This is a genomic window from Kitasatospora sp. NPDC093550 (assembly GCF_044764985.1).
Taxonomy (GTDB): domain Bacteria; phylum Actinomycetota; class Actinomycetes; order Streptomycetales; family Streptomycetaceae; genus Kitasatospora.
Genome location: NZ_JBIWJF010000050.1, coordinates 16,600 through 41,727, shown reverse-complemented (window position 1 = coordinate 41,727; position 25,128 = coordinate 16,600). Strand labels below are relative to the sequence as shown.

Sequence of the window (25,128 nt, the reverse complement as noted above, 5' to 3'; positions counted from 1 at the left end):
GGGTCGGCATGGTCAGCGGCAGCCTGGACGTGGGCCCCCGCCCGGGCGGCGGTTTCCGGATCCGCGCCGTCCTCCCGCTCAAGGCCGCACACTGACCGGTCCCCCGCGACCGCCGGGACCGCCGCAGCACCCGCGGGCCCGGCCGCGGAGCGTCGACCGGGGCCGCGTGCCGGCCGGGCGTCAGTGCGGCCGCGCGGTCGGCCGCAGGACCGTGGCCGCGAGCACCAGGGCCGCCGCCAGCAGGCCCGCGGCCACCGCGAAGGCGAGCCGGAAGCCGGCCGCGAGCGCCTCGGCGCCGGGGTGGCCGGCGGCCGCGAGGGCCCCGGTGCGGCCGTCGGCGAGGGCGGTGAGGACGGCGACCCCGAACGCGCCGCCGATCTGCTGGGTGGTGTTGAAGAGGCCGGAGGCGGTGCCGGCGTCCGCCGGACCGGCGCCCGACATGCCGAGGACGGCGAGGGTGGAGAGCACCAGGCCGCCCCCGCCGGCGAGCAGCATGGTCGGCAGCAGGTGGACGGCGTAGTGCGCGTCGGCGGGCAGCCGGGCGAGCAGGCCGAGCGCGGCGACCAGCAGGGCGAGGCCGGCGAGCAGGACGCGGCGCTCGCCGAAGCGCGCGCTCAGCCGGGCGGAGAACAGCAGGGAGACCGCGCCGATGGCGACGGCGGCCGGCAGCATCGCGAGGCCGGTGGCGGCGGCCCCGTAGCCGAGGACGTTCTGCAGGTAGAGGGCGACCAGGATCTGGAAGCCGAACATCCCGGCGATGGTCAGCACCTGGACGAGGTTGGCGCCGGAGACGTCGCGGGAGCGGAACATCCGCAGCGGCAGCAGCGGGTGGGCAGCCCGGCCCTCGTGCCACAGGAAGGCGGCCAGCAGGGCGACGGCGAGGGTGCCCGGGCCGAGGGTGCGGGCCGAGGCCCAGCCGTGCTCGCCGGTCCCGACGACGGTGTGGACGCCGAGCATCAGCGCGGCGGTGATCAGCACGGCGCCGAGGACGTCGGCGCCGGCCCGCAGACCGGGGCCGCGCTCGGACTCCAGCACCCGGACGGCGAGCAGGGCGGCGGCGAGGCCGAGCGGCAGGTTGATCAGGAAGATCCAGTGCCAGTCGAGGGCCTGGGTGAGGACTCCCCCGAGCACCTGGCCGATCGAGGCGCCGGCCGCGCCGACGAAGCTGAACGCGCCGATCGCGCGGCCGCGTTCGGCCGGCTCGGGGAAGAGCGTGACGATCATGCCGAGGCTGACCGAGGAGGCGAGCGCGCCGCCGATGCCCTGCAGGAAGCGGGCGCCGATCAGCAGTCCGGGGCTGGTGGCGAGGGCGCAGAGCAGCGAGGCGGCGGTGAAGAGCGCGAGCCCGGCGACGAACACCCGCTTGCGGCCGATCAGGTCGCCGAGCCGGCCGGCGAGGAGGAGCAGGCCGCCGAAGGCGATCAGGTAGGCGTTGACGGTCCAGGTCAGGCCGGACGGCGAGAAGCCGAGGTCCTCCTGGATGGCCGGCAGGGCGACGGTGACGATCGAGCCGTCCAGGATGATCATCAGCATGCCCGCGCAGAGCACCGCCAGGGCGAGCGCGCGGGAGCGGGCGGGGGTCGCGGGGGGCGCGTCGGTCGCGGCCGGAGCGTGCGTGGTCATGGTGGTTCTCCCGGTTCGTCGAGTACCGGGAAGGACGCTATCAGATTGTTTTGTTCGGGACTATCTATGTCGGGAGCAGATCCGCGATCGGGCTACCCGCGCGCCCGACGGGCCCGGCGCACGGTGCGTTCGCTCTCCACCGGCTCCGCGAGGTGGCCGTCGACGAGGTGCGTCAGGGCCTCGACGAACACCTCGCGCTGGGGCTGCGGCAAGGACTCCAGCAGCTCGCGGTGCACCCGGTCGGCGATCGCGGTGCCCTGCACGACGGCGCGCTCGCCCGCCTCGGTGACCGAGATGATCCGGGCCCGGCGGTCGGTCGCGGACGGGCGGCGCTCGGCCAGGCCCGCCTTCTCCAGCTCGTCGACGGTGACCACCATCGTGGTCTTGTCCAGGTCCGCCAGCTCGGCCAGCTGGATCTGGGTGCGCTCGGCCTCCTGCGCGTGGAACAGCACGCAGTACGCGCGGGGGGTGATCCCGAGCTCGGTGAAGGCGGCCGCCATCCGGGTCGCCAGCACGTGGCTCGCGTGGTCCAGCAGGCCGGAGATGTCGCGGATCTCGCGCACGGGCGGGGTCGTCGTCATACGTCCGAGGTTAGCAACGGCCCGTCTGCTGCCGGATGATCCCGTTGACAACCAACACCGGGTCTACGGGATGCCCAACTCGAACAGCGCATAGCCGGCGTACCAGCCCGCCGCGACGGCGGGCATCGCGAACATCCCGACCAGCGAGGAGGTCCGCACCCGGCGCAGCGCGAACGCCAGGCCGATGCAGAGCGGGAAGGCCGGCAGCAGGTAGCGCGAGATGTTGCCGAAGATCTGGTTGCTGCTCAGCGCGGTGGCGATGGTGAGCGCGGTGTAGACCCACAGCACCAGCGGCGGGCGGGCCCGCCAGAGCAGCACCAGCAGGCCGGGCAGGGCGATCAGCAGGGCGATGGCGATCAGGTCCGGTACGGGGTTGGACTGCCAGAAGTCCCAGTGGCCGGTGATCACGTCCATGATCGTGCGGAGCGTGGAGGCGCCGCCGTCGAAGTAGCGGTTCCAGGCGCCGCGCTGGAGCTTGAAGTAGCCGCCCCAGTCGCCCATCTTCCAGCCGACCCAGGCGACGTAGCCGATCAGGCCCCACGGGGTGATCAGCATCGCGGTCAGCGGGCGGGCCACCCCGTCGGTGCGGCGGACCAGCGCGACCAGCGCGGCGATCGACACCGCGGCGATCAGCGCGGCGGCGGTCGGCCGGTTGAGGCCCGCCACCAGCGCCAGCAGACCGGCGGTCAGCCAACGGCGGGTCATCACGCAGTAGCAGGCCCAGGCGGACAGCGCGACGAACAGCGAGTCCGAGTAGACCGCCCACTCCACCCCGGAGCCCGGGAACAGGCCCCAGATCACCGCGGCGGTCACACCCGCCCGGAAGCCGCCGAGCCGCTCGGCGATCGCGAAGATCCCGGCCGCCGCGAACAGCGAGGCGAGCACCGAGACGACGATCCCGGAGCCGTACGGACCGAGCCCGGTGACCGCGCCGACCAGCCGCATCAGCCAGGGGTAGAGCGGGAAGAAGGCCGCCGAGTTCTCGTAGTAGGTCGCCAGCGGGAAGCCGTGCAGCGGGATCAGCTGCGGGTTGTACCCGTTCTCCGCGATCCGCTGGTACCAGACGCCGTCCCAGGTGCCGAGCACGTCCCAGGGGTTGGCGCCGCCGCCGCGGCCCGGCTGCTTCTTCAGGTAGTCGCCGGTGTGCGACAGCAGCAGCAGGAAGACGGTCAGACCGGTGGCCTTGACCACCGCGTACGCGCCCAGCGCTGGGGCGAAGCGGTCCACCAGCGCGCCGAACCGCCCGGGTGCCCGGCCGGTCCGTTCCCCGGCCGGTGCCGATGCGGCCGTCGCCCCGGTGGGCGCCCCGGGCTCGGTGCTGGACGACTCGGTGCTCGATGCCGTGCTCATCTGCTCTGGGTACTCCCCGCCCCGCTCGTGGTCCGCGCGGCTCCGGCGCAACGATTTTCCCGTGAGCCTACGGCACGCTCCCCGCCGCACCCGCCGTCCCCCGCCCGCCGGGAAAACCCCTGGTGCCCGGGCCGCGCCGCCCACGAGGATTCCCGGCATGCCGCACACCCCCTCGCCCCGCCGGATCCGGGCCGCCCACACCGCCGACACCGTCACCGTGTACCAGGCCTTTCCGCCGGAGATCGCCGGGCCCGCGGCGGCCGAGGGGCGGTTCCCGGACGCGTTCGAGCGCGACCGGATGACCTGGATCAAGCCGTCGTTCCTCTGGACGATGCACCGCAGCGACTGGGGCCGCAGCCCGGGCCAGGAGCGGGTGCTGGCGCTGGAGATCAGCCGGGAGGGCTTCGACTGGGCGCTGGAACGGGCCGTGCTGAGCGCCTACACGGGCCGGGTGCACGAGTCCCGGGCGGCGTGGAAGCGGGAGCTGCGTCAGAGCCCGGTGCGGGTCCAGTGGGACCCGGAGCGCGACCTGGCCCTACGGCCGCTGGACCACCGGGCGATCCAGGTCGGGCTGCGCGGCGAGGCGGTGCGGCGGTACGCGGACGAGTGGATCCTACGGATCCGGGACGTCACCGGGCTGGCCGGGCGGGTGCGGCTGGAGCGGGATCCGGCGCTGCTGCCGGTCGAGACGGCGTACCCGCTGAACGCGGCCGTCGCCGCCCGGTTGGGGGCGGCGACGGACTGAGCGGCTGGTGGTGCGGCTCTGGTGCGGAGGGCAGTGCGGCCGGTGGTGCGGCCGGATCAGCCCTGGACGTAGACGATGCCGAGCTTGGTCAGCTGCCAGAGCTGGTTGGCGGCGCCGGTGTCGGCGGCGAGCTCGACGAGCGGGTTGCCCTTGGCGTCGAGGGTGCTGCCGGCGGCCAGGACCCTGCTCTGGTCCTGGGAGTCGGCGATCTTGTAGCGGCCCTCGCCGGCCGGCTTGAACACCCAGTGCTGGTTGCCGCCGCCGTTGCAGCGCCACTGCTGGATCCGGGTGCCGGGGGCGGTCGCGGCGGCGTTGGCGTCCAGGCACATGTCGCGGTTGCCGCTGAAGTCGAGCTCGAAGCCGCCGCCGGCCTTGGCCTCCAGCACGAAGGACTGGTTGAGCCCGCCGCCGGCCGGGTAGCTGATGGCGGCCCGGCCGTTGGTGGAGTCGCCGTAGCTGCCGCCGCCGGTGAGGTCGAGCACGTTGCCGGTGCCCGCGTTGGTCAGCTGGTACCAGGCACCGTCCTCCGGGACGTCACCGAACGGCTTCCCGGGGGTGAGCGGCTGGATCGACGTGGTGTTCTGCTGGTTGAGCGTGCAGAAGGCCTGGGTCAGCTCGGGCCGGGAGTAGAACTGGCCGAGGCAGACGCCCTCGCCGCGGTAGCCGGCCACCCGCAGGTGGTACGACTGGCGGACCATGTTCATGCACAGCCCGGGGATGCCGATCTGCGAGTCGCAGCCGTTGCGCACCCACTCGGAGAGGTTGATGACGTCCCCGTTGCTGTACTCGTACGGGGAGCTGGTCCACTCCGCGCAGACCTCGTGCCCGAAGGCGACCCGCCGCTGGTCCAGGTAGCGGACGCCGGGCACCTGCTCGGCCGCGCCGCGCAGCGCGTCGCTGAAGGTGGGGACCACCCAGTTGTGGCCCCAGGCGAGGTCCTCGGGGAAGGCCGGGCAGCCGTCGGCGATCTTGCCGAGGTAGTCGTTGCGGCGGATGTCCGGGGTGATCGGGTTGAAGTACGACTGGTAGACCAGCTGGTAGGCGGAGTCGGCGTAGCCCGCCTTGCGCATGGTCTGCCGGATGTTCTGGAGCGCCGCGACCACCTTCGGCTGGACGCCCCGGGCGCGCCGGCGGATCTCGTCGCTGCCGATGGTGTCGCGGCAGCCCTGGTCCTTGGGGATCGGGAAGTACTGCGCGAGGCAGTGCATCATGACGCCGCTGAAGTCGAAGTCGTCGTTGGCGCCGATCGTCACCACGACCAGCTTCACGTCGTACTTGGACGCCGCGTCGGCGAGCTTGACGTCCTGTTTGGGCTCGCCGAAGTCGCCGCTGCCCGGGCCGGTGATCTTCGCCAGCTCGGGGTCGCTGACCAGGTCGCCGGTCTGGGCGCCGGAACAGGCGAGGTCGATCGGGGTCACCCCGGGGATGTCGGTGACGAAGATCTCCGACTTGGGGTGCCGGTGGCAGTAGTTGGTGGGGCTGTCGGTCTCGGGGAAGTAGCCGTCGTTGGTGTCGGTGCCGGCGCCCTCCCCGGAGATGGCGCTGTCGCCGAGGGCGACGATCGCGGCCGGTTTGACGGCGGCGGGCGCGGGGGCGGGGGCGGAGTCGGCGAGGGCGGCGGGGGCGCCGGCCAGGCCGAGGGTGGCGACGAGGGCGCCGGTGGCGAGTGCCGCCGACAACCGGGACCTGATCACACGCGACTCCTTGCGGGGGTGGGGGGCCGCCCGGGCGGGGCGCCGAGCGGCGCGGAGCAAGAGAGAGGAGCTGAAAAGGTGAGCAGGACTCGGATTCTAGGTACTGACAAGTAATACAACAAGACTCGTGACAATGCCGGAACCGGCGGCCGGAGGATTCCCCGGAAAACAGGAGCCGCCGCCCCGCGCCCCAGGAGGGAAGCGCGGAGCGGCGGCTCCTACCGGCCGAACCGGGTACGGGCTCAGCCCAGGTTGGCGCAGTGGTTGCCGAACGCCGGGTTCAGCAGACCGATCACGTTGATGGTGTTGCCGCACAGGTTGACCGGAACGTGCACCGGGATCTGAACCTGGTTGCCCGAGATGACACCGGGGGAACCGGCGGCGACGCCCTCGGCGCCGGAGCTGGCCATCGCGGTGCCGGCGCCGGCGGCCACGATGCCCACCACGGCCGCGCCGACGGCGGCGGTCTTCTTGATGCTCATGCGAGCCTCCTGACTGTTCAACAGAGATGCACGGGGAGTGCGACATCAAGAACGAGACCCGTCCGGACCGGTTGCGACGGTGCGCGCAGTGTCACCCGTCCGGAGTAACGGGGCCCCCGGTCGGCATTCGGGTGATCGGCTTCGGCCGGACCGTTTCCCCGCACGCGATCCCTCGTTCTCCCTCACGGAACCCGGTCCACCGGCCCCTACACACGAATCGAGTACCGCCCATGTGCAAGCTCGCCCACGGCGTCGTCGGCACCGCGGCCACCGGCGGCTCGATCGACGTGGCGGGCCTCCCGAACGCGGCGTCCGGCAACCCCCGCCGGAACGCCTGACCGGGAATTCCACCTGGTCGCGCCTTTGTCCGAAGCCTTTCCCGGCCGTGCGGGAATCGTTTCCGGAGGCGCTGCAGAACGGCGGCTGCGTCCACGCCCGAGCCACGGGCGGAACACGCCGGTGTGCGCCGCCCGAGTGACAATCACGGCAATCCCTGAAGCGATCGGGTGAGTATTCGTGCTCGCCCGGACACCCGACATTCCCTTCCGTCGGGCAGAAACTCGGAGGAAAGACATGCGTAACTTCAAGAAGGCCGCCGCGCTGTCGCTGGCCGCCACCGGCCTGGTGCTCGGTGCCGCGGGCGGCGCGTTCGCCAGCGCCGGTGCCGAGGGCGTCGCCGCCGGCTCCCCGGGCGTGCTCTCCGGCAACCAGATCCAGGTGCCGATCCACATCCCGCTGAACGTCTGCGGCAACAGCATCGGCCTCGTCACCATCCTGAACCCGGCGTTCGGCAACAAGTGCGCCAACATCGGCTGAACCCGCGGTCGTCCCAGTGACGACAGCTGGTTCACCGAGCCCTGCCGCGCCCCGAGTCGACGGGGCGCGGCACGCTCCCCCCGTGTGTGATCGAGGAGATCAACCCCCATGCAGAACGTGAAGAAGGCCGCCGTCCTCTCCGCCGCCGCCGCCGGCCTGGTGCTCGGCGCGGCCGGCTCCGCCGCCGCCAGCTCGGGCGCCGAGGGCGTCGCCGCCGGCTCCCCCGGTGTCGCCTCCGGCAACCAGATCCAGGTGCCGATCCACATCCCGATCAACCTGTGCGGCAACTCCGTCGACGTGATCGGCGCGCTGAACCCGGCCTTCGGCAACAGCTGCGCCAACGCAGAGGCGCACCCGAAGCCCGCGGACGACTGCTGATCCCCGATCGGCACGTGTTCCGGCCGTCCTGCCCCCCGACCAGTCGGCCGGGGGGCAGTTCGGCGTCCCCGGACGGCCGTCCGGGACCCCCGATCCACCGAAGGGTGATCCGCATGGTTTCGAAGAAGAGCGGAGCCGGACTGGCCGCCGCGGTCGGCGCCGCGGTGCTGCTCGGCGCCGGTACGGCGCAGGCCGCCACCGCCCCGGCCGGCCAGCCGCCCGCGGGCCCGGCCACGCTGGCGAAGACCGACGTCGGCCAGGCCCTGAACGGGACGACCTCCGGCCTCGGCTACGGCGTCGCGCCGATCAAGAGCCTGCGCCTGGACCCGTGGGCGAACTCCTCCGCCGACGTGCTCAACAACGGCGCCACCGTGAAGCCGGACCAGGGGCTGGCCCCGATCGGCACCGACACGCTGACCGGCCCGCTGAGCGCGGGCGGCGGCGTCAAGGACCTGCCGCTGGTCGGCGGGCTGACCGGCGTCCTGCCGGGCTGAGCCCGCGCACGCGCCGGAGCCCGGCACCCCTTCGCGCGAGCGGGGTGCCGGGCTCCGGCGCGTCGGAACGCCGGGGTCGGAGCGGGGTCAGAGCCGGGTCAGGTCGGTCAGCCCGGTCTGCCGGACCACGCCGGTGGCGGTGGCGGTGGTGGCCGCCGGGTCGGCCAGACCGGTCTGGCCCACCACCTCGGTGGCGGTCGCCGCGGTGGTGGTGGTCAGGTCGTTCACCTCGTCGGTGACGGAGAGCCGGTGGTCCTCGCCGCCGAGGCTGGCATTGGCGCCGGGGACGGCCTGCACGGCGCCGGTGAGCAGCCGCGGGTCGAGCTCGTCCACCTTGAGCCGGCCGTCGGCGAGCTGGCCGGCGCCGTCCTTGGCGAGCGAGAGCGGCTTGCCGAGGGTGAGGCCGGGGGTGTCGGCGTGCAGCGGCGCGGCCGGGGCGTCCAGCAGCACCTGGCCGAGGTCGGCGCCCTGGTCGACCAGCGGCAGCGGCAGCTCGGCCTTGGCGCTCGGGCCGACCTTGCCGGTGCTCAGCTGGGGGACGATCCGCTCCGGGATCAGTTCGGTGCTGGTGCTGGTGGTCCGGCCGGGCAGCGGCGGCATCACCAGCGAGGTCGGGATGCCGGCCGAGAGGTGGCTGCCCAGCGGGGTGAGCGGGATGTCCGCCGGGACCTGCTGGGTGGCCAGCGCGTCCTCCAGGGCTCCGACCTGGTCGGGGCCGACCGGGGCGGCCGAGGCCGATCCCTGGGAGGCGAGCATGCCCGCACCGACCGCCAGCAGCATCGCGCCGGCCCGCTTGGAGAACTTCATGCTTTTCACCGTTCTGCTGTCCGTACTGGGGATCACTGAGGAAGGGCTGCGCGGGCGCAGCCGGAAAGCAATCTGCCTCAACGAGTGAGCGGGAGTACGGATTGCGGCGGTTAACCGGTTCGGCCTAATAATCCGACCGGAAACCATCCTTCGCCGCGCCTCCCGGACTCTTTTCAAAAATCCCCGTAACCTTCCGTGCCGTCATTCTTTGATCTGGACGTCAGTGACTGCAGACCGGGTCTGAGCGTTCTACGCGTTGCACGCAAGGAATCCAAGAGCATTTTCAGAGAGGGATCTCCCCATGATCCAGAAGTCCTTCGCCGCTGCCGGCCTGGCCGTCGCCGCGCTGGCCGCCGCCGCCGCGCCCGCCTCGGCCATCGGTGACGCGGACGGCGCCGCCGCCTCCATCGAGGGCAACGGCGGCACCAACTTCACCGGGACGGTCGGGAACAACAGCCCGAACTTCCACTTCCTGGACAACGCGAACGTCTGCCTCCCGGAGATCCACAACATCGCCGTCGGCGTGCTCGGCGTGGCCGTCCCGGTCGAGGTCCCGATCGCCAACAGCGGTGGCAAGCAGTACTGCACCCAGGGCCAGGGCACCCAGAGCCACGGCGACGCGGGCGTGTCCCACCTGATCGGCTGACGTTCCGTTCAGCTCCCCCTGCACCACCCCCCTCTGATCCACCTTCGAATCGCTCCCCGATTCACCCCCGAGAGGAATACCGGAAATGATCAAGAAGTCCCTCGCCGCCGCCGGCCTGGCCGCCGCCGCCATCGCGATGTCCGCCGGCTCGGCCTCCGCCATCGTCGACTCGGACGGCGCCGCCACCTCCGTCCAGGGCAACGGCGGCACCAACCAGACCGGCACCCACGGCAACGGCAGCCCGAACTTCCACACCCTGGACAACGCCAACATCTGCCTGCCGGAGGTCCACAACATCGCCGTCGCCGTCATCGGTGTCGCGGTTCCGGTCGAGGTTCCGGTCCTGAACAGCACCCCGAAGCAGATCTGCAACGTCGGCCAGAACACCCAGTCCTCGGGCGACGCGGGCGTCTCGCACCTGATCGGCTGATCAAGGGGCATGGCACGGACGGAGGGCCCGGGGAGGAAGGTCTCCCCGGGCCCTCCGGGCTTGACGGACCAGCTGTCCGGCCGACCGCCCGCACGGGTGGGACCGGTCGGGTGACCGGTCGTCCGGCGCGGCGCGTGGGGCGCCGGGTCGGACGACCGGATGTGAACACGTGTCAGAGCGCCCGCGGGGGCGCTCCCAGAGAGAGGGCAGATCCATGAAGAGCACGCTGGCCAAGGCCGCGCTGACCGTCACCGCCGCGCTGGCGCTCGCGGGTGCCGCCACCCCGGCCTTCGCCCACGTCGGCCTGGTCGGCGGCGGCGATTTCGTCGCCACCGCGAACGACCCGTTCCTGGCGGCCGAGGGCTTCGGCATCGCCCACACCACCGACACCGCCGCGGGCGGCTTCGGCGCCGTCGCCGCCACCTCGACCGACATCGTCGGCGGCGGCGGGGGCTTCGCCCACATCAAGGGCTGGAACTAGCGGAAACGGAAGGCCGGGCCGCACCCCACGGGGAGCGGCCCGGCCTTCTGCGTGGCGCGTTCCGGGGCTCCGCGTCCGCTACTTCAGCAGTCCGGCGGCTTCGAGCGCCCAGTAGGTGAGGATCTGCTCGGCGCCGGCCCGGCGGATCGAGGTGAGCGTCTCCATGATCATCCGCTCCCGGTCGATCCAGCCGTTCGCGGCGGCCGCCTCGACCATCGCGTACTCGCCGGACACCTGGTACGCGGAGACCGGCACCGGGGAGGCGTCGGCGACCTGGCGCACGATGTCCAGGTAGGCCATGGCCGGCTTGACCATCACCATGTCGGCGCCCTCGGCGAGGTCCTGCTCCAGCTCGCGCAGCGCCTCGCGGGCGTTCGCCGGGTCCTGCTGGTAGGCCTTGCGGTCGCCCTTGAGCGAGGAGCCGACGGCCTCGCGGAACGGGCCGAAGAAGGCCGAGGCGTACTTGGCGGTGTAGGCGAGGATGCCCACGTCCTGGTGCCCGGCCTCGTCCAGCGCCCGCCGGATGACACCGATCTGGCCGTCCATCATGCCGGAGGGGCCGACCAGGTGGACACCGGCGTCGGCCTGCACCCGGGCCATCTCGGCGTAGCGCTCCAGGGTGGCGTCGTTGTCCACGCTGCCGTCGGCGGCCAGCACGCCGCAGTGGCCGTGGTCGGTGTACTCGTCCAGGCAGAGGTCCGACATGACCACCAGCGAGTCGCCGACCTCGGAGACCACGTCCCGGATCGCCTGCTGCAGGATGCCGTCCGGGTTGGTGCCCTCGCTGCCGGTCGCGTCCTGCACCTCGGGGACGCCGAACAGCATGACGCCGCCCAGACCCGCCTCGGCGGCCTCCACCACGGCCTTGCGCAGGGTGTCCCGGGTGTGCTGGACCACGCCCGGCATCGACGTGATCGGGACGGGCGCGCTGACGCCCTCGCGGACGAACAGCGGCAGGATCAGCTCCGCCGGGTGCAGCCGGTTCTCGGCCACCAGGCGGCGCATCGCCGGGCTCTGCCGCAGTCGGCGCGGGCGTACGTACGGGAATTCAGCGGACACGGCTTCTCTCTCCGAACGGTTGTGCAGCACCGGGGGCGACGGTCGGCCGCCCCCGGCCGTGAGGGGTGTCAGCGGGCCTTGCGGCGCGACCCCGGACGACGCTCGCTGGGCCGGTAGACCGGCTCACCGGCGGCCGTCGCGGTGTCGCGGCGCTTGGCCCCGAAGTCTGCCAGCGCCTGGGCCAGCGCGGCCGCCGACGGCGCCGGGGCCATCACGTCGACCCGCAGGCCGTGCTCCTCGGCGGTCTTGGCGGTGGCCGGGCCGATGCAGGCGATGACCGTGACGTTGTGCGGCTTGCCCGCGATGCCGACCAGGTTCCGGACGGTCGAGGACGAGGTGAACAGCACCGCGTCGAAGCCGCCGCCCTTGATCGCCTCGCGGGTCTCGGCCGGCGGCGGCGAGGCGCGCACCGTCCGGTACGCCGTCACGTCGTCGACCTCCCAGCCGAGCTCGACCAGCCCGGCCACCAGGGTCTCGGTGGCGATGTCGGCGCGCGGCAGCAGCACCCGGTCGATCGGGTCGAAGACCGGGTCGTACGGCGGCCAGTCCTCCAGCAGACCGGCGGCGGACTGCTCCCCGGAGGGCACCAGGTCCGGCTTCACGCCGAAGTCCACCAGGGCCTGCGCGGTGGTCTCGCCGACCGCGGCGACCTTGATCCCGGCGAACGCCCGGGCGTCCAGGCCGTACTCCTCGAACTTCTCCCGGACGGCGCGCACCGCGTTCACCGAGGTGAAGGCGATCCACTCGTAGCGGCCGGTGACCAGGCCCTTGATGGCCCGCTCCATCTGCTGCGGGGTGCGCGGCGGCTCGACCGCGATGGTCGGCACCTCCTGCGGCACCGCGCCGTACGAGCGCAGCTGCTCGGACAGGCCGGTGGCCTGCTCCTTGGTGCGCGGCACGAGGACGTTCCAGCCGAACAGCGGCTTGGTCTCGAACCACGAGTGCGAGGCCCGGTGGGCGACCTGCTCGCCCACCACGGCTATCACCGAGGTGGCCGGGTCGACCGGGGCGGAGACCGGCGAGGGCAGCACCCGGGCGGCCTTCAGGTCGGCCGCGATGCCCGACAGGGTGGAGGTGAAGGTCCGCTGCCGGGTGGTGGTGCCGGAGAGCGTCGCGCTGAGCGCGGAGTCCGGCTTGCGGCCGTTGGAGACCAGCGCGCCCGCGGTGGCCGGCAGCTGGCCCAGGGTGGTGCGGACCACCAGGGTGGTCTCCGGCGCGCCCAGGTCGACCGGACCGCCGGCGAGCAGCTGGGCACCGTCCACGAAGCGCACGTCGGTGCCGGCGCCGCCCCGCAGCGGGACGCCCGCGTACGCCGGGACGCCGACCGACTGGGCGACGCCCGGGATCACCTCGAAGGGGATCCCGTCGCCCGCGCAGCTGAGCATCTCCTCGGCGGCGCAGCCGTCCAGGCCCGGGTCGCCGTCGACGGTGCGGACCACGTGCTTGCCCGCGCGGACGGCCTCGGCGACCACCTTGGCCAGGTCGAACCCGGCGCCCTCGGCGGCCGGGGTGTGCACCTGCACGGCGGCCGGGCAGTGGCTGCGCACGGCGGCGGCGGTCAGCGGGTCGGCGACCAGGACGTCGGCGGTGGACAGCACCTCGACCGCGCGCAGGGTCAGCAGGCCCGGGTCCCCGGGGCCCGCGCCCAGGAAGGTGCACCGTCCGGTGGCGGGCTGCCCGGCGGGGAACAGGGCATCGGTGGCGGCGGTGGGGCTCATCGGGCTCGCTCCCCCATCAGGGTGGCCGCGCCCGCGCCGAGCAGCCGGTCAGCCAGCGCGCGGCCGAGGGCCACCGCCTGCTGCTCGGCGGTCTCGTCGAGGACGATCGGACCGTTGGCGGACATCTTCAGCAGGGCGGAGCCGTCGGGGTCGCCGACCACGCCGTCCAGCCGCAGTTCGTACTCCCGGCCCCAGGTGGCCAGGGCGGCCACCGGGGCCGAGCAGCCGGCCTCCAGGGTGGCCAGCAGGGCGCGCTCGGCGGCCACGGCGACCCGGGTGGGGGCGTGGTCCAGGGCCGCGAGCGCCGCGGTCAGTTCGCTGTTCGCGGTGGTGCACTCGATCGCGAGCGCGCCCTGGCCGGGGGCCGGGATCATCAGCTCGGGGTCGAGGTGCTGGGAGATCTCGGCGCTGCGGCCGAGCCGGTTCAGGCCGGCCGTCGCCAGCACCACCGCGTCCAGCTCGCCGCCGGTCACGTAGCCGATCCGGGTGTCCACGTTGCCGCGGATCGCGACGGTCTCCAGCTGGGCGCCGCGGGCGGTGGCCCAGGCGTTCAGCTGGGCCATCCGGCGGGGCGAGCCGGTGCCGATCCGGGCCGGGCGGCCGGCGCCGGCCAGCTTCTCCACCAGCTCGTCCAGGTTCAGGCCCTCGGCCGCGACCAGGGCGTCCCGCACGTCCTCGCGCTCGGGGACGGCGGCCAGCGCCAGGCCCGCGGGGGCGGCGGTGGGCAGGTCCTTGAGCGAGTGCACGGCGAAGTCGATCCGGCCCTCCAGCAGTGCGTCCCGCAACGCGGAGACGAACACGCCGGTGCCGCCGATCTGCGCCAGCGCCTCGCGGGAGGTGTCGCCGTAGGTGGTGATCTCGACCAGCTCGACGGCGCGCCCGGTGACCCTCGTCACCTCGCGGGCCACCATGCCCGACTGGGCCATGGCGAGGGCGCTGCGCCGGGTGCCGAGCCGCAGGGGCGCGGTGGCCGAGGGCTGCTCCGTGATCGGTTGACCATTCATGGGGTGATCGTCCCGGTGGTACTCGTGGGATGGCTGACGGTTCATCTGGTGCCCCCGGCGGAGGGCTGGGGCGCGCCGCCGACGGGTGTGCCGGACACGGCGTGCACGGCCGCCGGGTCGAGGTCGAACAGCTCGCGCAGGGCCTCCGCGTAGGAGGCACCGCCGGGCTCGGCGGCCAGCTGCTTCACCCGGACGGTCGGGGCGTGCAGCAGCTTGTCGACGACCCGGCGGACGGTCTGGCCGATCTCGGCGCGGGAGCGCTCGTCCAGGTCGGGCAGCCGGGCCTCCAGCCGGCCCAGCTCGGCGGCGACGACGTCGGAGGCCATCGAGCGCAGCGCGACCACGGTCGGCGCGATCCTGGCGGCCCGCTGGGCGGCGCCGAAGGCGGTCACCTCGTCGGCGACGATCCGGGTGACCTGGTCGACGTCGCCGGCGCCGGGGGTGGCGGCGTGCGCGTGGGAGAGGCTCTCCAGGTCGACCAGCAGGGCGCCGTCCAGCTCGTGCACGGCGTGGTCGACGTCGCGCGGCATGGCCAGGTCGAGCAGGGCGAGCGGGCCCCGGTCGGCCGGGCGCAGGGCGACCGCGGCCGCCACGTCCTCGGCCTTGATCACCACACCGGCCGCGCCGGTGCAGGAGATCACCAGGTCCACGTCGGCCAGCGCCTCCGGCACCTTGGCGAGGTCCAGGGTGCGGGCCGCGTCCGGGCCGAGGATCTCGACCAGCCGCTCGGCGCGGGCCGCGGTCCGGTTGGCGATCAGCAGGTCGGTCACGCCGGAGCGGACCAGGGTGGCGGCGGCCAGCGAGCTCATCGAGCCGGCGCCGACCACCAGCGCGCGCTTGCCGGCGATCTCGCCCGCGCCCGCCGCGACCTGCTCCAGGCCGAAGGTGACCAGCGACTGGCCGGCCTTGTCGATGCCGGTCTCGCTGTGCGCCCGCTTGCCGACCCGCAGCGCCTGCTGGAACAGCTCGTTCAGGCCGCGCCCGGCGGTGTGCTCCTCCTGGGCCTTGGCCAGGGCGTCGCGCAGCTGGCCGAGGATCTGGCCCTCGCCGACCACCATCGAGTCCAGTCCGCAGGCCACCGAGAACAGGTGGTGGACGGCGCGGTCCTCGTAGTGGACGTACAGGTGGGAGGTCAGCTCCTCCAGGTCCACCCCGCTGTGGTGGGCCAGCAGCAGCGACAGCTCGGCGACGCCGGCGTGGAACTTGTCCACGTCCGCGTACAGCTCGATCCGGTTGCAGGTGTTCAGCAGCGCCGCCTCGGCGACGGTCGCGGTGGCGGCCGCGTCGTGCAGCAGCCGGGTCGGCACCTCACCGGTCAGCGCGGCGCGCTCCAGCACCCCGACCGGGGCCGTGCGATGGCTCAGCCCTACGACGAGAAGGCTCATGCCCGCCCCCCACAGCTCTCGGTGTTCATGCGGGCATCACCGCGGAGAGATCCCCGTCGCCGCCCTTGGCGGCCTTTCCCTTGGCCTGCTCGGCAGGGTCCTTGACCGCCGACTCGGCGGTGCCGCGGCCCTTGCCGTTCCCGCCGGCCGCGCGGCGCAGCTTGGCCGCGGCCGCCCGGACCGGACCGGGGGCGCGGTCCAGCACCGACTCGGCGCGGTCGTCGGGCTCCTCGCCGGCCTTGCGCTGCTCGTGGAAGGCCAGGATCTGCAGCTCGATGGAGAGGTCCACCTTGCGCACGTCCACGCCGTCCGGGACGGTCAGCACGGTCGGGGCGAAGTTCAGGATGCTGGTGACGCCGGCCTCGACCAGCCGGTCGCAGACCTGCTGGGCCGCACCGGGCGGGGTGGTGATCACACCGATCGAGACGTGCTGGCTCTCGACGATCGACTCCAGCTCGTCCATGTGGCGCACCGGCAGGCCGGCCGCGCTGGTGCCGACCACGTTGGGGTCGGCGTCGAGCAGGGCGGCCACCCGGAAGCCGCGGGAGGCGAAGCCGCCGTAGTTGGCGAGGGCGTGGCCGAGGTTCCCGATGCCGACGATCACGACCGGCCAGTCCTGGGTCAGTCCGAGCTCGCGGGAGATCTGGTAGACGAGGTACTCGACGTCGTAGCCGACGCCGCGGGTGCCGTAGGAACCGAGGTAGGAGAAGTCCTTGCGGAGCTTGGCCGAGTTCACGCCGGCCGCGGCGGCCAGCTCCTCGGAGGAGACCGTCGGCACCGAGCGCTCGGAGAGCGCGGTGAGGGCCCGCAGGTAGAGGGGGAGGCGGGCGACGGTCGCCTCCGGGATGCCCCGGGCACGCGAGGGTCGGCGCGCGGCGCCCTGGTCGGGCGTCTGCGAACTGCTCTGTGGTGATCGGCCGATTGCCACGGTGCTCCTGTGGGTGAAGCTGGGCTTTGGCAGCCAGGCTATGCGTTTGTGAACGTGTGCACAAAGATGGTGTCCGATTTGTCCCCGCACAGTGATGCGCATCACGCCGTGGAACCCATAGCACCGGCATGCGTCAGCACGACCTCCGGGGCCTGGGAACCGGGCAGCCAGGGGCCGTACGGCGCCTCCCGGCGCAGCAGCGGGACCGGCCCGCCGGACGGGCGGGAACGGGCCCGGCCCAGCCGCGGCCAGGGCACTCGGGCGGCTTCCCGCAGCGGGCCGGCCCAATCGTCCGGCGGGCAGGACGGGGCGTCCAGGCAGTGCCGCAGCAGGTCCGCCGTCACCCGGGCGTCGCCCAGCGCGGTGTGCGCCGGGTACCAGCCGAGCCCCGCCGCCTCCACGCAGGCCGCCAGACCGTGGCTGCGGGCCTCCGGCAGGTGGGCCCGGGCCAGGTGCATCGTGCACAGCAGCGGGACGGGCGGCAGCGGCACCCCGATCCGGGCGAACTCGCGGTCCAGGAAGGCGTGGTCGCAGCTGACGTGGTGGCCCACCAGCACCCGGCCCGCCAGCAGCTCCAGCAGCCGCGGGGCGATCTCGCGGAAGCGCGGCGCGCCCTCCACGTCGCACTGGCGTATCCGGTGCACATGGGTCGGGCCGACCGGGCCCAGCGGATCCAGCAGGGTGGCGAACTCATCCTCGGGACACAGTCGCTCGTCGAGCAGCACCACCGCGACCTCGACCACCCGGTGCCGCCACGGACTGCGGCCGGTCGCCTCCACGTCCACCACGGCGAAGCCCCGGGCCCCGGACGGGGCTTCGGGCGTCGCAGGGGTCGGGCCGGGAAGCATGGACGGCACTCCTCGTGTGCTCAGCCCCCCTCGGGCGCAAACGCGTTCGATCGTAAGCCGACCAACCCGCCCCGCCCCAAGCCGAAACGGAGTGCTTTTGGCAACGATTCGGCGAACCGCCCCCGCCGATCGGCGGGGGGGACGGCCGGGCCCGTCCGGACGGCGGATCAGCCGCGGATCAGGCGCGGATCAGCCCCCGAGGGCCGCGCGCAGCCGGCGCTCGTCGACCCGCCAGAAGTCGTGCTGACGGCCGTCGATCAGGGTGACCGGGATCTGCTCCCAGTACCGGCGGTACAGCTCCTCGTCCTGGGTGATGTCCTTCTCCTCGAAGGACGCCCCCAGCTCGCCCGCCACCCGGACGATCACCTCACGGGCCTCGTCGCACAGGTGGCAGCCGGGCTTGCCGACCAGGGTCACGGTACGGTCCGCGGGCTTCGGGCTCTTGCGTCGCAGCAGTGGGCTCACCCGGCCCATTCTGCCCACTCGCCCGCCCGCCGGTCCGAAGGGCCCCGGGGCGGGCGCCCCCCGCGCGCCCGCGCGCGGGGAGGCTGTTCACCTCACGGGCACGGCTCCGTCACGGCCGCTCCGCGCCCGGCTGGCTATGCTCGATGCCATGGCCGTGCTCCGAAGGCTCACCCAGGCAAGACGTTCCACCGGCGAGCGGAGCGCCCTGGCGGGCGAGGCCGCGGCGGAGGCGGCCGAGGCCGCGCTGCGCGCCGAGCCCGAGCCCGCGTCGGCCCCCGCGCCGCAGGCCGCGGACGCGACCGCCGCGGCCAAGCCGGGCCGGGCCCCCAAGGCCCCGGCCGAGAACCACACCCCGGAACCGGACGACCCCCGCGCCGCCGCCTTCTTCGACTGCGACAACACGATCCTGCGCGGCGCGGCGATCTTCTACCTCGGTGTCGGCCTCTACCGCCGCGGCTTCCTCACCCGCCGCGACATCGCCCGCTTCGCCTGGCAGCAGGCCTGGTTCCGGCTGCACGGCGCCGAGGACCCGGACCACATCTCGGACGCCCGGAACACCGCCCTCGGCATCGTGGCCGGCAAGCGCACCGCCGACCTGGAGGAGATCTGCGAGGAGATCTTCGAGGAGGTCGTCGCCGACAAGATCTGGCCCGGCACCCGCGCCCTGGTCCAGATGCACCTGGACGCCGGCCAGCGGGTCTGGCTGGTCACCGCCGCCCCGCTGGAGGTGGCCCGGATCATCGCCCGCCGGCTCGGCATGACCGGCGCGCTCGGCACCGTCGCCGAGGCCCGGGACGGCCAGTACACCGGCCGGCTGGTCGGCGACCTGCTGCACGGCCCGGCCAAAGCCGCCGCCGTCGGCGCACTGGCCCGCCGCGAGCGCCTGGACCTCGACCGCTGCGCCGCGTACAGCGACTCGGCCAACGACATCCCGATGCTCTCGCTGGTCGGCCACCCGTACGTGGTGAACCCGGACGGCGCGCTGCGCCGCCACGCCCGGGCCCAGGGGTGGCGGGTGCGGGACTTCCGGACCGGGCGGAAGGCGGCCCGGGTGGGGCTGCCGGCGGCGGCCGCGGTCGGCGTGCTGGCCGGCGCGACGGCGGCCGGGGTGGCGCTGCACCGCCGTCGCCGCCGGGCCTGACGCCCCGCCCGACGGCCTTCCGGAGCCGTCGCCGGTGCTCGCGCGGGCCCGTACGGCAGCCTCGCCCGTGTGGGTGAGCGGGCGTCAACCAGGGCCCTGACCTGGCCGCTCTTACGGGCGAACTCCCTTGCAGCGCCGGGCAGTCCGGACCGGATGTGCGAACCCGACAGCCCGTGACCGGTTCTGATCGTTCGCCAGGCCGGGAAAGTCAGGGGTTACCGAGCCCCGAGGCAGGGAAACCGCCCGCCAGGCCGCCGAATTGGTCACCCTGAGCGCCTGTTCGATCACGTTGAGCCGGATGAACGATGACAGCTCCGGTCAGTGTCAGCCGAATATGCGCAACAAATGGATCCCAAACGACCACTTCGACCACACGGTGTAGCTGTCATTGCACAAAGCGTTATTCTCTCCTGGATGCACGTCACCACGCGTCCCGCTCGAACGGACGCTTCGGGGAGTGCTCTCCGCGCAGGCGGAGGTGATCCGTCCACAGTTCTGCCTCTGGGAGTCCCGTGTACCCACCCGTCCGGAACGACGCGCCTGCACCCTCCCGCCCGTCGTCCGCGCCCCTGCGCCCCCGCACCGGCCACCGCGGCCGCCCCACCGCCGAGCGGCAGATCTCGACCGGCCTGGACCTGCTGCGCAGCCTGCTCCGCAGCCAGCTCGCCACCTCGCCCCAACTCGTGCCCGCCGGCGGATCGTTCGGTCACCCGCACGGCCCCGGCCTGGCGCTGCGCACCACCGCCGCCGGCTCCACCGGCACCGGCTCGCGCGGCCGCACCGGCACCACCGGCACCGGGCGCGGCCGCACCCGGACGGCGGCCGGCACCGGGTACGAGACCGAGCACAACCCGATCATGGAGCTGGTCGAGCGGGCCCAGGCCGGCGAGAGCGACGCCTTCGGCCGGCTCTACGACCACTACGCGGACACCGTCTACCGGTACATCTACTACCGGGTCGGCAGCCGCGCCACGGCCGAGGACCTCACCAGCGAGACGTTCCTGCGCGCGCTGCGCCGGATCGGCACCTTCACCTGGCAGGGCCGGGACTTCGGCGCCTGGCTGGTGACCATCGCCCGCAACCTGGTGGCCGACCACTTCAAGTCCAGCCGGTTCCGGCTGGAGGTCACCACCGGCGAGATGCTCGACTCCAACGAGTGCGAGCGCAGCCCCGAGGAGTCGGTGCTGGAGTCGCTCTCCAACGCCGCCCTGCTGGACGCCGTGCGCCGGCTCAACCCGCAGCAGCAGGAGTGCGTCACCCTGCGCTTCCTGCAAGGGCTTTCGGTCGCCGAGACGGCCCGGATCATGGGCAAGAACGAGGGCGCCATCAAGACCCTCCAGTACCGCGCCGTACGCACCCTCGCCCGGCTGCTCCCGCCCGACGCGCGGTGAGCCGGGGGTGACCGAGGGGGGCATAGCCGGGGGGTCGCCCGGCCGGCCGTCACCGTCCGCGCCCGACCGACACGTCAGAGTGAACGGTCGGTCCGATGATCAGCCGTGCGTAACCGACCGCCCGCACCGATCGTTGGCCAGCGTGCAAGCCTCCACCAGGCGTACGGTCAAGCCGAATTGCGACCAGTCACCCGATGGAGTGGCTTTGGCCCGCCGGGGCAACCGTCCGGCAGGCCGGGGTGTCGACAACGACGAAGGGAGGTGTGGCCCGTGACGGCAAACGTGCTGGAGCACCGGCGGGCGAAGGCCTTCGCCGAGGCGCTGGAGGCCCACCGGACGGAGCAACGCGCTGCGGCCGACGCGGAATCGGCCAACACCGCTGGCACCGGCGCCGGTTCGGCCGCGATGGCCGGACTGGTCGGCTTGACCGACGCGCTGGGAGGGCTACCCGGACCGGTGCTGGACCAAGAGGTCCGAACGGTCCAACGCGCCCAGCTGATGGCCGCGTTCGAGCAGGCCTTCGCCGGCGGACCGGGCGCTTCGGTGCCCCGCCAGCGTCGCCACCGGGCGATCCGGACGGCGCCGCGCGGCCGTTGGAGCAGGCGGTTCGCGATCGGCGGGCTGGTCGCCGGGCTCGCCGTGGGCAGCCTGGCCGGCGCGGCCGCCGCGAGCACCGGAGCGCTCCCCGGGGACACGCTGTACGGGCTGAAGCGCGGCCTCGAAGGCCTGCGGCTCGACTTCGCGGGCTCCGACTCGGAGCGCGGCGAACTGCTGCTGGACAACGCCGCCACCCGGCTCGGCGAGGCCAAGGCCCTGGTCGGCCGCACCGGCCCGAGCGGCGGACTCAGCCCGGCCACCGTCGAGCAGGTCCGCCACGCGCTCGACGACATGCACGCGGACGCGCTCAGGGGCCGCGAGCTGCTGCGCTCGGTCTACCGCAGCAACGGCTCGCTCGACCCGATGCGCGCCCTGGCCGGGTTCGCCCACGACGAGGACGGCAGCTGGAGCGAACTGCAGGGCAAGCTGCCCGTCCAGCTCACCCAGCAGGCCGATCTGGTGAACCGCCTGTTCGACGACATAAGCGAGGACGTCGCGCCCCTGCGGCTGGCCCAGCCCCCCGCCAAGAGCGGTGGCACCGCCGGCCCCGGAGCGAGCGGCGGCTCGTCCCAATCGACCGGCGGCGCACCGGCCGGCTCCCCCGCCGACGGCTCCGGATCCGCGCAGGGCACCGACCGGGCCCCCGGCGGCGGCTCCACCGGCGGCACCCGCCCCGGCGCCACCGACCACGCCCCGGCCAACCCCGGCGCGGGCGCGACGGGCGGCAGCGGCGGCAAGGGCGGCCTGCCCGGCGCCCTGCCCACCGGTGCCCCGGACGCCGTCAACGGCCTGGTCGGCAACCTCACCAACGGGCTCACCGGCGCCAAGCCCTCGCCGAGCGCCGACGCGCCCCCGCAGCAGGCGCCGCAGCCGTCCGGCACGCCCGACGCCCCGGACGGCGCCCGTCAGCAGGGCGTCGAGGTGCCCCCGCTGGTCCCGGGCCTGCTGCCCGGGCTGAGGATCCTCGGCGGCTGACCGGGGTGTGCGCAGGGCCCGGCGGAGTGCGATATCCGCCGGGCCCTTCCCACGGGCACGGGGGGCCGGAAGCGCGCGGGGGGTCAGCAGCGCGCGGGGGTCAGAAGAACACCGAGCGGCGCTGCACCAGCAGTTGGTACAGCGAGTGCTGGATGGTCTCGCGCACCTCGTCGGCCAGGTCGAAGACCAGCATCGGGTCCTCCGCGGCCTCCGCCGGGTAGCCGTCGGTGGCGATCGGCTCGCCGAAGCGGATCGTCCACTTGGTCGGCAGCGGCAGCATCCCGAGCGGGCCGAGCCAGGGGAAGGTCGGCGTGATCGGGACGTACGGCAGGCCCAGCAGCCGGGCCAGCGTCTTCACGTTGCCGATCATCGGGTAGGTCTCCTCCGCCCCGACGATCGAGCACGGCACGATCGGCACCCGCGCCCGCAGCGCCGAGGCGACGAAGCCGCCGCGGCCGAAGCGCTGGAGCTTGTAGCGCTCGGAGAAGGGCTTGCCGATGCCCTTGAAGCCCTCCGGCCAGACCCCGACCACCTCGCCGCGCTCCAGCAGCGCCTGGGCGTCCTCGTTGCAGGCCAGCGTGTGGCCGGCCTTGCGGGCCAGCTCGTTGATCCCGGGGAGCACGAAGACCAGGTCGGCGGCGAGCATCCGCAGGTGCCGCCGGTTCGGGTGGTGGTCGTGGATGACCACCTGGGTCATCAGCGCGTCCAGCGGGATCGTCCCCGAGTGGTTGGCGACGATCAGCACGCCGCCCTCGGCCGGGATGTTCTCCACGCCCTGGACGTCGATCCGGAAGTACTTCTCGGCCAGCGGGCGCAGCAGCGAGAGCAGCACCTCCTCGGTGAGCTCCCGGTCGAAGCCGAACTCGTCCACCTCGTAGTCGCCGGTGACCCGGCGGCGCAGGAAGGCCAGGCCCTCGGCGGCGCGGCCCTCCCAGCCCTTGCCGAACAGCCGGGTGGCGGCCGGGCCGAGCGGTCCGGACAGCGCTCCGCCGACGGCCCCGGCGAGCCGGTCGGCCAGGCCGGGGCCCTCCGGCGAGCTCCAGCTGGGGGCGGACTCGATCGGGATGACCTTGGCCTCGCCCGGCGCGTTCTCGGCTGCGGCACTCATCGCGGGTTCAGCTCCTCGGTCGGCGGGGGCGGTTCGGTACGGCGGGGCCGGCGGCGGACCCTTCGGGGCCGAGCAGGGCGGTCAGCCGGTCGGCGACGGCGGCCAGCCGCTCGGGCGGCAGCAGCCCGGGACCGAGCGCGGCGGCGAAGTCGGCGAAGGCCTCGGGGGTGGTGAAGGCCGGGCGGTAGCCGAAGGTCTCGCGCAGCCGCGCGGTGTCCACCACCCGGCCGTGGGTGAGCAGCCGCAGCTGCTCCGGCGAGACGTCGACCAGCCGGGTCTGCCGGGCCAGCACGGCCATCCAGCTGACCGCGGGCAGCAGCAGCGGCAGGGTGGGCCGGCCGAGCCGGCGGGCGCACTGGGACAGCAGCAGGACGCCCTCGCCCGCCACGTTGAAGGTGCCGGTGTTGACGGTGCCCGGCTCGGGCTCGTCGGAGGCCCGGCAGAGCACGGCGACGGCGTCGTCCTCGTGGACGAACTGCAGCCGCGGGTCGTAGCCGAGGACGGTCGGCAGCACCGGCAGCGCGAAGTACTCGCTGAGCGGGGTGTCCGCGTCCGGGCCGACGATGTTGGCGAAGCGCAGCACCGTCACCGCGACGTCCGGGCGGCGCCGGGCGAAGCCGCGGACGTAGCCCTCGACCTCCGCCGCGTCCTTGGCGAAGCCGCCGCCGGGCGGGTCCTTCGGCTGGATCCGCTCGCTGAACACCGCCGGGTCGCGGGGCGCGGAGCCGTACACGCCGGTGGTGGACTTCACCACCAGCCGGCGGACCCCGGGCGCCTTCTGGCAGGCGCCGAGCAGCTGCATGGTGCCGATGACGTTGGACTCCTTCACCGCCGAGCGGTTGGTGGAGCCCAGGCCGGTGGCGCTGACGCTGAGGTGCACCACGGTGTCCACCCGGTGCTCGGCGAGCACCCGGGAGAGCGCCGGGCGGCGCAGGTCGAGCTGGTGGAAGCGGTACGGGGCGGCCGGGCCGGCCGGTTCCTCCACGGGCAGCCGGGGCGGCTGCACGTCCACGCCGACGACCAGGTCCACGCCCGGACGGCGGCGGACCTCGGCGGCGAAGCGGGCACCGAGATGGCGTGCCACGCCGGTGACGAGCACGACCACGCCCACGGTGCTGCACCCCATTCCCTCGACCCGAGCGGCCTGCGTGCACCGTACCGCGCCGCCCCGCCGGGCCGTGAAACGACACCGCCCGCCCGGCCTCAGGGGCCGGGCGGGCGGTGGAAGCGCTGGGCGCGCTGGGCGCGGCCGGGGGCGCTTACTTCTTGTTGCGACGCTGAACGCGAGTCCGCTTCAGAAGCTTGCGGTGCTTCTTCTTGGCCATACGCTTGCGACGCTTCTTGATGACAGAGCCCACGGAACAACCCTCGCTCACTGAGACTCTCGCCCGTGAGAGACGGAGTCCATACGACTGACGTGAGGGCCTAGCCTACCGTCCGCGACGCGAAGGCCGTAATCGCGCTCCCGGTAACCGGGAAACTCGGGGGAAATCTCCGGCGAACCGGGGCGGATCCGCGGTTGCGGACCCGCCCCGGCCGACCCGGTGCTACGCGCTCTCGAGCCGCACGTAGGACTCCTTGAGGTACTCGTGCACCGCCTGCTGGGGCACCCGGAAGGACCGTCCGACCCGGATGGCCGGCAGTTCTCCGCTGTGCACCAGTCGGTACACCGTCATCTTGGACACCCGCATGACCGCAGCGACCTCCGCCACGGTCAGGAAGACGACTTCCTGCAGGGGACGCTCCACGGAACTCATGACCATCACCCGACCCTTACCCGTGTGCAAGGCACCGGCTTCCCCTCCGGTGACTCCACCGGCACACGTGTATCCCCAGAGTAGTTATGGGTGGTACCAGTGGGAAGAGGGGAAGTGCAGTCCTCGTACGGTGAGAGATAGGACCGTTGCAGTACGTAGCCGCTCGACGGATCGCACGGGTCGGCGTACGCACCGCCCGACCGGCGCCTCCGTCGGGGCGGCGGG

At 73.6% G+C, this 25,128-nt stretch carries 27 protein-coding genes; 10 read left to right on the top strand and 17 right to left on the bottom strand.

The window, feature by feature from the left end:
- Positions 1–180: 180 nt before the first annotated feature.
- The 3 genes from ACIRD3_RS38995 to ACIRD3_RS38985 form a co-directional block, all read right to left on the bottom strand.
- Complete coding sequence (locus ACIRD3_RS38995; protein WP_402226491.1) at positions 181–1,623, bottom strand: MFS transporter; 1,443 nt, start codon at positions 1,621–1,623, stop codon at positions 181–183.
- A 92-nt stretch (positions 1,624–1,715) separates the two neighbouring features.
- Positions 1,716–2,204 carry a MarR family winged helix-turn-helix transcriptional regulator gene (locus tag ACIRD3_RS38990; protein ID WP_402226488.1) on the bottom strand — a complete coding sequence of 163 codons (489 nt, stop codon included), beginning with the start codon at positions 2,202–2,204 and terminating at the stop codon, positions 1,716–1,718.
- A gap of 63 nt (positions 2,205–2,267) precedes the next feature.
- A complete protein-coding gene (locus tag ACIRD3_RS38985) occupies positions 2,268–3,554 on the bottom strand; it encodes a hypothetical protein (RefSeq protein WP_402226485.1) in 1,287 nt (428 codons plus the stop codon).
- Between the two features lie 157 nt (positions 3,555–3,711).
- Between ACIRD3_RS38985 and ACIRD3_RS38980 the strand changes: the two genes are divergently transcribed.
- Positions 3,712–4,299: a DUF4291 domain-containing protein gene (locus ACIRD3_RS38980; protein WP_402226482.1), complete on the top strand. Its 588-nt coding sequence runs from the start codon at positions 3,712–3,714 to the stop codon at positions 4,297–4,299.
- A 56-nt stretch (positions 4,300–4,355) separates the two neighbouring features.
- Here the strand turns inward: ACIRD3_RS38980 and ACIRD3_RS38975 are convergent, their stop codons facing one another.
- Both ACIRD3_RS38975 and ACIRD3_RS38970 read right to left on the bottom strand, forming a co-directional pair.
- Positions 4,356–5,993: an RICIN domain-containing protein gene (locus ACIRD3_RS38975; RefSeq protein WP_402226479.1), complete on the bottom strand. Its 1,638-nt coding sequence runs from the start codon at positions 5,991–5,993 to the stop codon at positions 4,356–4,358.
- 242 nt (positions 5,994–6,235) lie between these two features.
- Entirely contained in the window at positions 6,236–6,475 is a 240-nt protein-coding gene (locus ACIRD3_RS38970; protein WP_402226476.1) for a chaplin, read from the bottom strand.
- A gap of 573 nt (positions 6,476–7,048) precedes the next feature.
- On the opposite strand from ACIRD3_RS38970, the gene ACIRD3_RS38965 reads away from it, so the two are divergent.
- The 3 genes from ACIRD3_RS38965 to ACIRD3_RS38955 all read left to right on the top strand — a co-directional run bounded on the left by ACIRD3_RS38965 (position 7,049) and on the right by ACIRD3_RS38955 (position 8,163).
- Positions 7,049–7,291: a chaplin gene (locus ACIRD3_RS38965; RefSeq protein ID WP_402226473.1), complete on the top strand. Its 243-nt coding sequence runs from the start codon at positions 7,049–7,051 to the stop codon at positions 7,289–7,291.
- Between the two features lie 108 nt (positions 7,292–7,399).
- Positions 7,400–7,669 (top strand): chaplin, encoded by a 270-nt coding sequence (locus ACIRD3_RS38960; protein ID WP_402226470.1) that lies wholly within the window; start codon positions 7,400–7,402, stop codon positions 7,667–7,669.
- 113 nt (positions 7,670–7,782) lie between these two features.
- Positions 7,783–8,163 (top strand): hypothetical protein, encoded by a 381-nt coding sequence (locus tag ACIRD3_RS38955; RefSeq protein ID WP_402226467.1) that lies wholly within the window; start codon positions 7,783–7,785, stop codon positions 8,161–8,163.
- Positions 8,164–8,250: 87 nt separating this feature from the next.
- On the opposite strand, the gene ACIRD3_RS38950 is transcribed toward ACIRD3_RS38955, so the two are convergent.
- Entirely contained in the window at positions 8,251–8,970 is a 720-nt protein-coding gene (locus tag ACIRD3_RS38950; protein WP_402226464.1) for a hypothetical protein, read from the bottom strand.
- A gap of 301 nt (positions 8,971–9,271) precedes the next feature.
- Here ACIRD3_RS38950 and ACIRD3_RS38945 point away from each other — a divergent pair, with 301 nt between their 5' ends.
- The 3 genes from ACIRD3_RS38945 (at position 9,272) to ACIRD3_RS38935 (ending at position 10,527) form a co-directional block, all read left to right on the top strand.
- Complete coding sequence (locus ACIRD3_RS38945) at positions 9,272–9,616, top strand: hypothetical protein (protein WP_030232098.1); 345 nt, start codon at positions 9,272–9,274, stop codon at positions 9,614–9,616.
- A gap of 85 nt (positions 9,617–9,701) precedes the next feature.
- Complete coding sequence (locus ACIRD3_RS38940) at positions 9,702–10,046, top strand: rodlet layer protein (protein ID WP_121174808.1); 345 nt, start codon at positions 9,702–9,704, stop codon at positions 10,044–10,046.
- A gap of 214 nt (positions 10,047–10,260) precedes the next feature.
- Complete coding sequence (locus tag ACIRD3_RS38935; protein ID WP_402226460.1) at positions 10,261–10,527, top strand: hypothetical protein; 267 nt, start codon at positions 10,261–10,263, stop codon at positions 10,525–10,527.
- A gap of 78 nt (positions 10,528–10,605) precedes the next feature.
- On the opposite strand, the gene hemB is transcribed toward ACIRD3_RS38935, so the two are convergent.
- From hemB to ACIRD3_RS38900, 7 genes are all read right to left on the bottom strand, one after another.
- Entirely contained in the window at positions 10,606–11,586 is a 981-nt protein-coding gene (hemB, locus tag ACIRD3_RS38930; protein ID WP_402226458.1) for a porphobilinogen synthase, read from the bottom strand.
- 68 nt (positions 11,587–11,654) lie between these two features.
- Positions 11,655–13,304 carry a uroporphyrinogen-III synthase gene (locus ACIRD3_RS38925; protein ID WP_402226455.1) on the bottom strand — a complete coding sequence of 550 codons (1,650 nt, stop codon included), beginning with the start codon at positions 13,302–13,304 and terminating at the stop codon, positions 11,655–11,657.
- On the bottom strand, positions 13,301–14,308 hold the full coding sequence (gene hemC / locus ACIRD3_RS38920) for a hydroxymethylbilane synthase (RefSeq protein ID WP_402226452.1): 1,008 nt from the start codon (positions 14,306–14,308) through the stop codon (positions 13,301–13,303). The genes ACIRD3_RS38925 and hemC overlap by 4 nt, the downstream gene beginning before the upstream one ends.
- Positions 14,309–14,349: 41 nt before the next feature.
- Positions 14,350–15,693: a glutamyl-tRNA reductase gene (locus ACIRD3_RS38915; protein WP_402226450.1), complete on the bottom strand. Its 1,344-nt coding sequence runs from the start codon at positions 15,691–15,693 to the stop codon at positions 14,350–14,352.
- A gap of 25 nt (positions 15,694–15,718) precedes the next feature.
- Complete coding sequence (locus tag ACIRD3_RS38910; protein WP_402226448.1) at positions 15,719–16,621, bottom strand: redox-sensing transcriptional repressor Rex; 903 nt, start codon at positions 16,619–16,621, stop codon at positions 15,719–15,721.
- A gap of 101 nt (positions 16,622–16,722) precedes the next feature.
- Positions 16,723–17,469, bottom strand: coding sequence for an exonuclease domain-containing protein (locus tag ACIRD3_RS38905; RefSeq protein WP_402226445.1), 747 nt, complete (start codon positions 17,467–17,469; stop codon positions 16,723–16,725).
- Positions 17,470–17,658: 189 nt separating this feature from the next.
- The gene (locus tag ACIRD3_RS38900; protein WP_402226443.1) at positions 17,659–17,943 is read right to left on the bottom strand and encodes a glutaredoxin family protein; all 285 of its coding nucleotides are present in this window, start codon (positions 17,941–17,943) and stop codon (positions 17,659–17,661) included.
- Between the two features lie 139 nt (positions 17,944–18,082).
- Between ACIRD3_RS38900 and ACIRD3_RS38895 the strand changes: the two genes are divergently transcribed.
- The 3 genes from ACIRD3_RS38895 (at position 18,083) to ACIRD3_RS38885 (ending at position 22,038) form a co-directional block, all read left to right on the top strand.
- Entirely contained in the window at positions 18,083–19,075 is a 993-nt protein-coding gene (locus ACIRD3_RS38895) for an HAD family hydrolase (RefSeq protein WP_402226440.1), read from the top strand.
- Positions 19,076–19,692: 617 nt separating this feature from the next.
- Complete coding sequence (locus ACIRD3_RS38890) at positions 19,693–20,466, top strand: ECF subfamily RNA polymerase sigma factor, BldN family (RefSeq protein ID WP_402226506.1); 774 nt, start codon at positions 19,693–19,695, stop codon at positions 20,464–20,466.
- Positions 20,467–20,736: 270 nt separating this feature from the next.
- A complete protein-coding gene (locus ACIRD3_RS38885; protein ID WP_402226438.1) occupies positions 20,737–22,038 on the top strand; it encodes a DUF5667 domain-containing protein in 1,302 nt (433 codons plus the stop codon).
- Between the two features lie 100 nt (positions 22,039–22,138).
- Here the strand turns inward: ACIRD3_RS38885 and ACIRD3_RS38880 are convergent, their stop codons facing one another.
- The 4 genes from ACIRD3_RS38880 to ACIRD3_RS38865 all read right to left on the bottom strand — a co-directional run bounded on the left by ACIRD3_RS38880 (position 22,139) and on the right by ACIRD3_RS38865 (position 24,903).
- Positions 22,139–23,146, bottom strand: a complete 1,008-nt coding sequence (locus ACIRD3_RS38880; protein ID WP_402226435.1) for a lysophospholipid acyltransferase family protein — start codon at positions 23,144–23,146, stop codon at positions 22,139–22,141.
- 7 nt (positions 23,147–23,153) lie between these two features.
- Entirely contained in the window at positions 23,154–24,257 is a 1,104-nt protein-coding gene (locus tag ACIRD3_RS38875; RefSeq protein WP_402226503.1) for an NAD-dependent epimerase/dehydratase family protein, read from the bottom strand.
- A 148-nt stretch (positions 24,258–24,405) separates the two neighbouring features.
- Complete coding sequence (locus tag ACIRD3_RS38870; protein ID WP_003948845.1) at positions 24,406–24,504, bottom strand: 30S ribosomal protein bS22; 99 nt, start codon at positions 24,502–24,504, stop codon at positions 24,406–24,408.
- A 189-nt stretch (positions 24,505–24,693) separates the two neighbouring features.
- Positions 24,694–24,903 carry a helix-turn-helix domain-containing protein gene (locus ACIRD3_RS38865; protein WP_045699258.1) on the bottom strand — a complete coding sequence of 70 codons (210 nt, stop codon included), beginning with the start codon at positions 24,901–24,903 and terminating at the stop codon, positions 24,694–24,696.
- Positions 24,904–25,128: the final 225 nt, after the last annotated feature.

Excerpts from the sequence above, each read along its gene's own strand:
- ACIRD3_RS38950 (WP_402226464.1), bottom strand. The coding sequence starts at position 8,970 with ATGAAGTTCTCCAAGCGGGCCGGCGCGATGCTGCTGGCGGTCGGTGCG.
- ACIRD3_RS38945 (WP_030232098.1), top strand. The coding sequence starts at position 9,272 with ATGATCCAGAAGTCCTTCGCCGCTGCCGGCCTGGCCGTCGCCGCGCTG.
- ACIRD3_RS38905 (WP_402226445.1), bottom strand. The coding sequence starts at position 17,469 with ATGCTTCCCGGCCCGACCCCTGCGACGCCCGAAGCCCCGTCCGGGGCC.
- ACIRD3_RS38900 (WP_402226443.1), bottom strand. The coding sequence starts at position 17,943 with ATGGGCCGGGTGAGCCCACTGCTGCGACGCAAGAGCCCGAAGCCCGCG.
- hemC (WP_402226452.1), bottom strand. The coding sequence starts at position 14,308 with ATGAATGGTCAACCGATCACGGAGCAGCCCTCGGCCACCGCGCCCCTG.
- ACIRD3_RS38940 (WP_121174808.1), top strand. The coding sequence starts at position 9,702 with ATGATCAAGAAGTCCCTCGCCGCCGCCGGCCTGGCCGCCGCCGCCATC.
- ACIRD3_RS38895 (WP_402226440.1), top strand. The coding sequence starts at position 18,083 with ATGGCCGTGCTCCGAAGGCTCACCCAGGCAAGACGTTCCACCGGCGAG.
- ACIRD3_RS38965 (WP_402226473.1), top strand. The coding sequence starts at position 7,049 with ATGCGTAACTTCAAGAAGGCCGCCGCGCTGTCGCTGGCCGCCACCGGC.
- ACIRD3_RS38925 (WP_402226455.1), bottom strand. The coding sequence starts at position 13,304 with ATGAGCCCCACCGCCGCCACCGATGCCCTGTTCCCCGCCGGGCAGCCC.
- ACIRD3_RS38880 (WP_402226435.1), bottom strand. The coding sequence starts at position 23,146 with ATGAGTGCCGCAGCCGAGAACGCGCCGGGCGAGGCCAAGGTCATCCCG.
- ACIRD3_RS38985 (WP_402226485.1), bottom strand. The coding sequence starts at position 3,554 with ATGAGCACGGCATCGAGCACCGAGTCGTCCAGCACCGAGCCCGGGGCG.
- ACIRD3_RS38865 (WP_045699258.1), bottom strand. The coding sequence starts at position 24,903 with ATGAGTTCCGTGGAGCGTCCCCTGCAGGAAGTCGTCTTCCTGACCGTG.
- ACIRD3_RS38935 (WP_402226460.1), top strand. The coding sequence starts at position 10,261 with ATGAAGAGCACGCTGGCCAAGGCCGCGCTGACCGTCACCGCCGCGCTG.
- ACIRD3_RS38980 (WP_402226482.1), top strand. The coding sequence starts at position 3,712 with ATGCCGCACACCCCCTCGCCCCGCCGGATCCGGGCCGCCCACACCGCC.
- ACIRD3_RS38960 (WP_402226470.1), top strand. The coding sequence starts at position 7,400 with ATGCAGAACGTGAAGAAGGCCGCCGTCCTCTCCGCCGCCGCCGCCGGC.
- ACIRD3_RS38970 (WP_402226476.1), bottom strand. The coding sequence starts at position 6,475 with ATGAGCATCAAGAAGACCGCCGCCGTCGGCGCGGCCGTGGTGGGCATC.
- ACIRD3_RS38915 (WP_402226450.1), bottom strand. The coding sequence starts at position 15,693 with ATGAGCCTTCTCGTCGTAGGGCTGAGCCATCGCACGGCCCCGGTCGGG.
- ACIRD3_RS38990 (WP_402226488.1), bottom strand. The coding sequence starts at position 2,204 with ATGACGACGACCCCGCCCGTGCGCGAGATCCGCGACATCTCCGGCCTG.
- ACIRD3_RS38955 (WP_402226467.1), top strand. The coding sequence starts at position 7,783 with ATGGTTTCGAAGAAGAGCGGAGCCGGACTGGCCGCCGCGGTCGGCGCC.
- ACIRD3_RS38995 (WP_402226491.1), bottom strand. The coding sequence starts at position 1,623 with ATGACCACGCACGCTCCGGCCGCGACCGACGCGCCCCCCGCGACCCCC.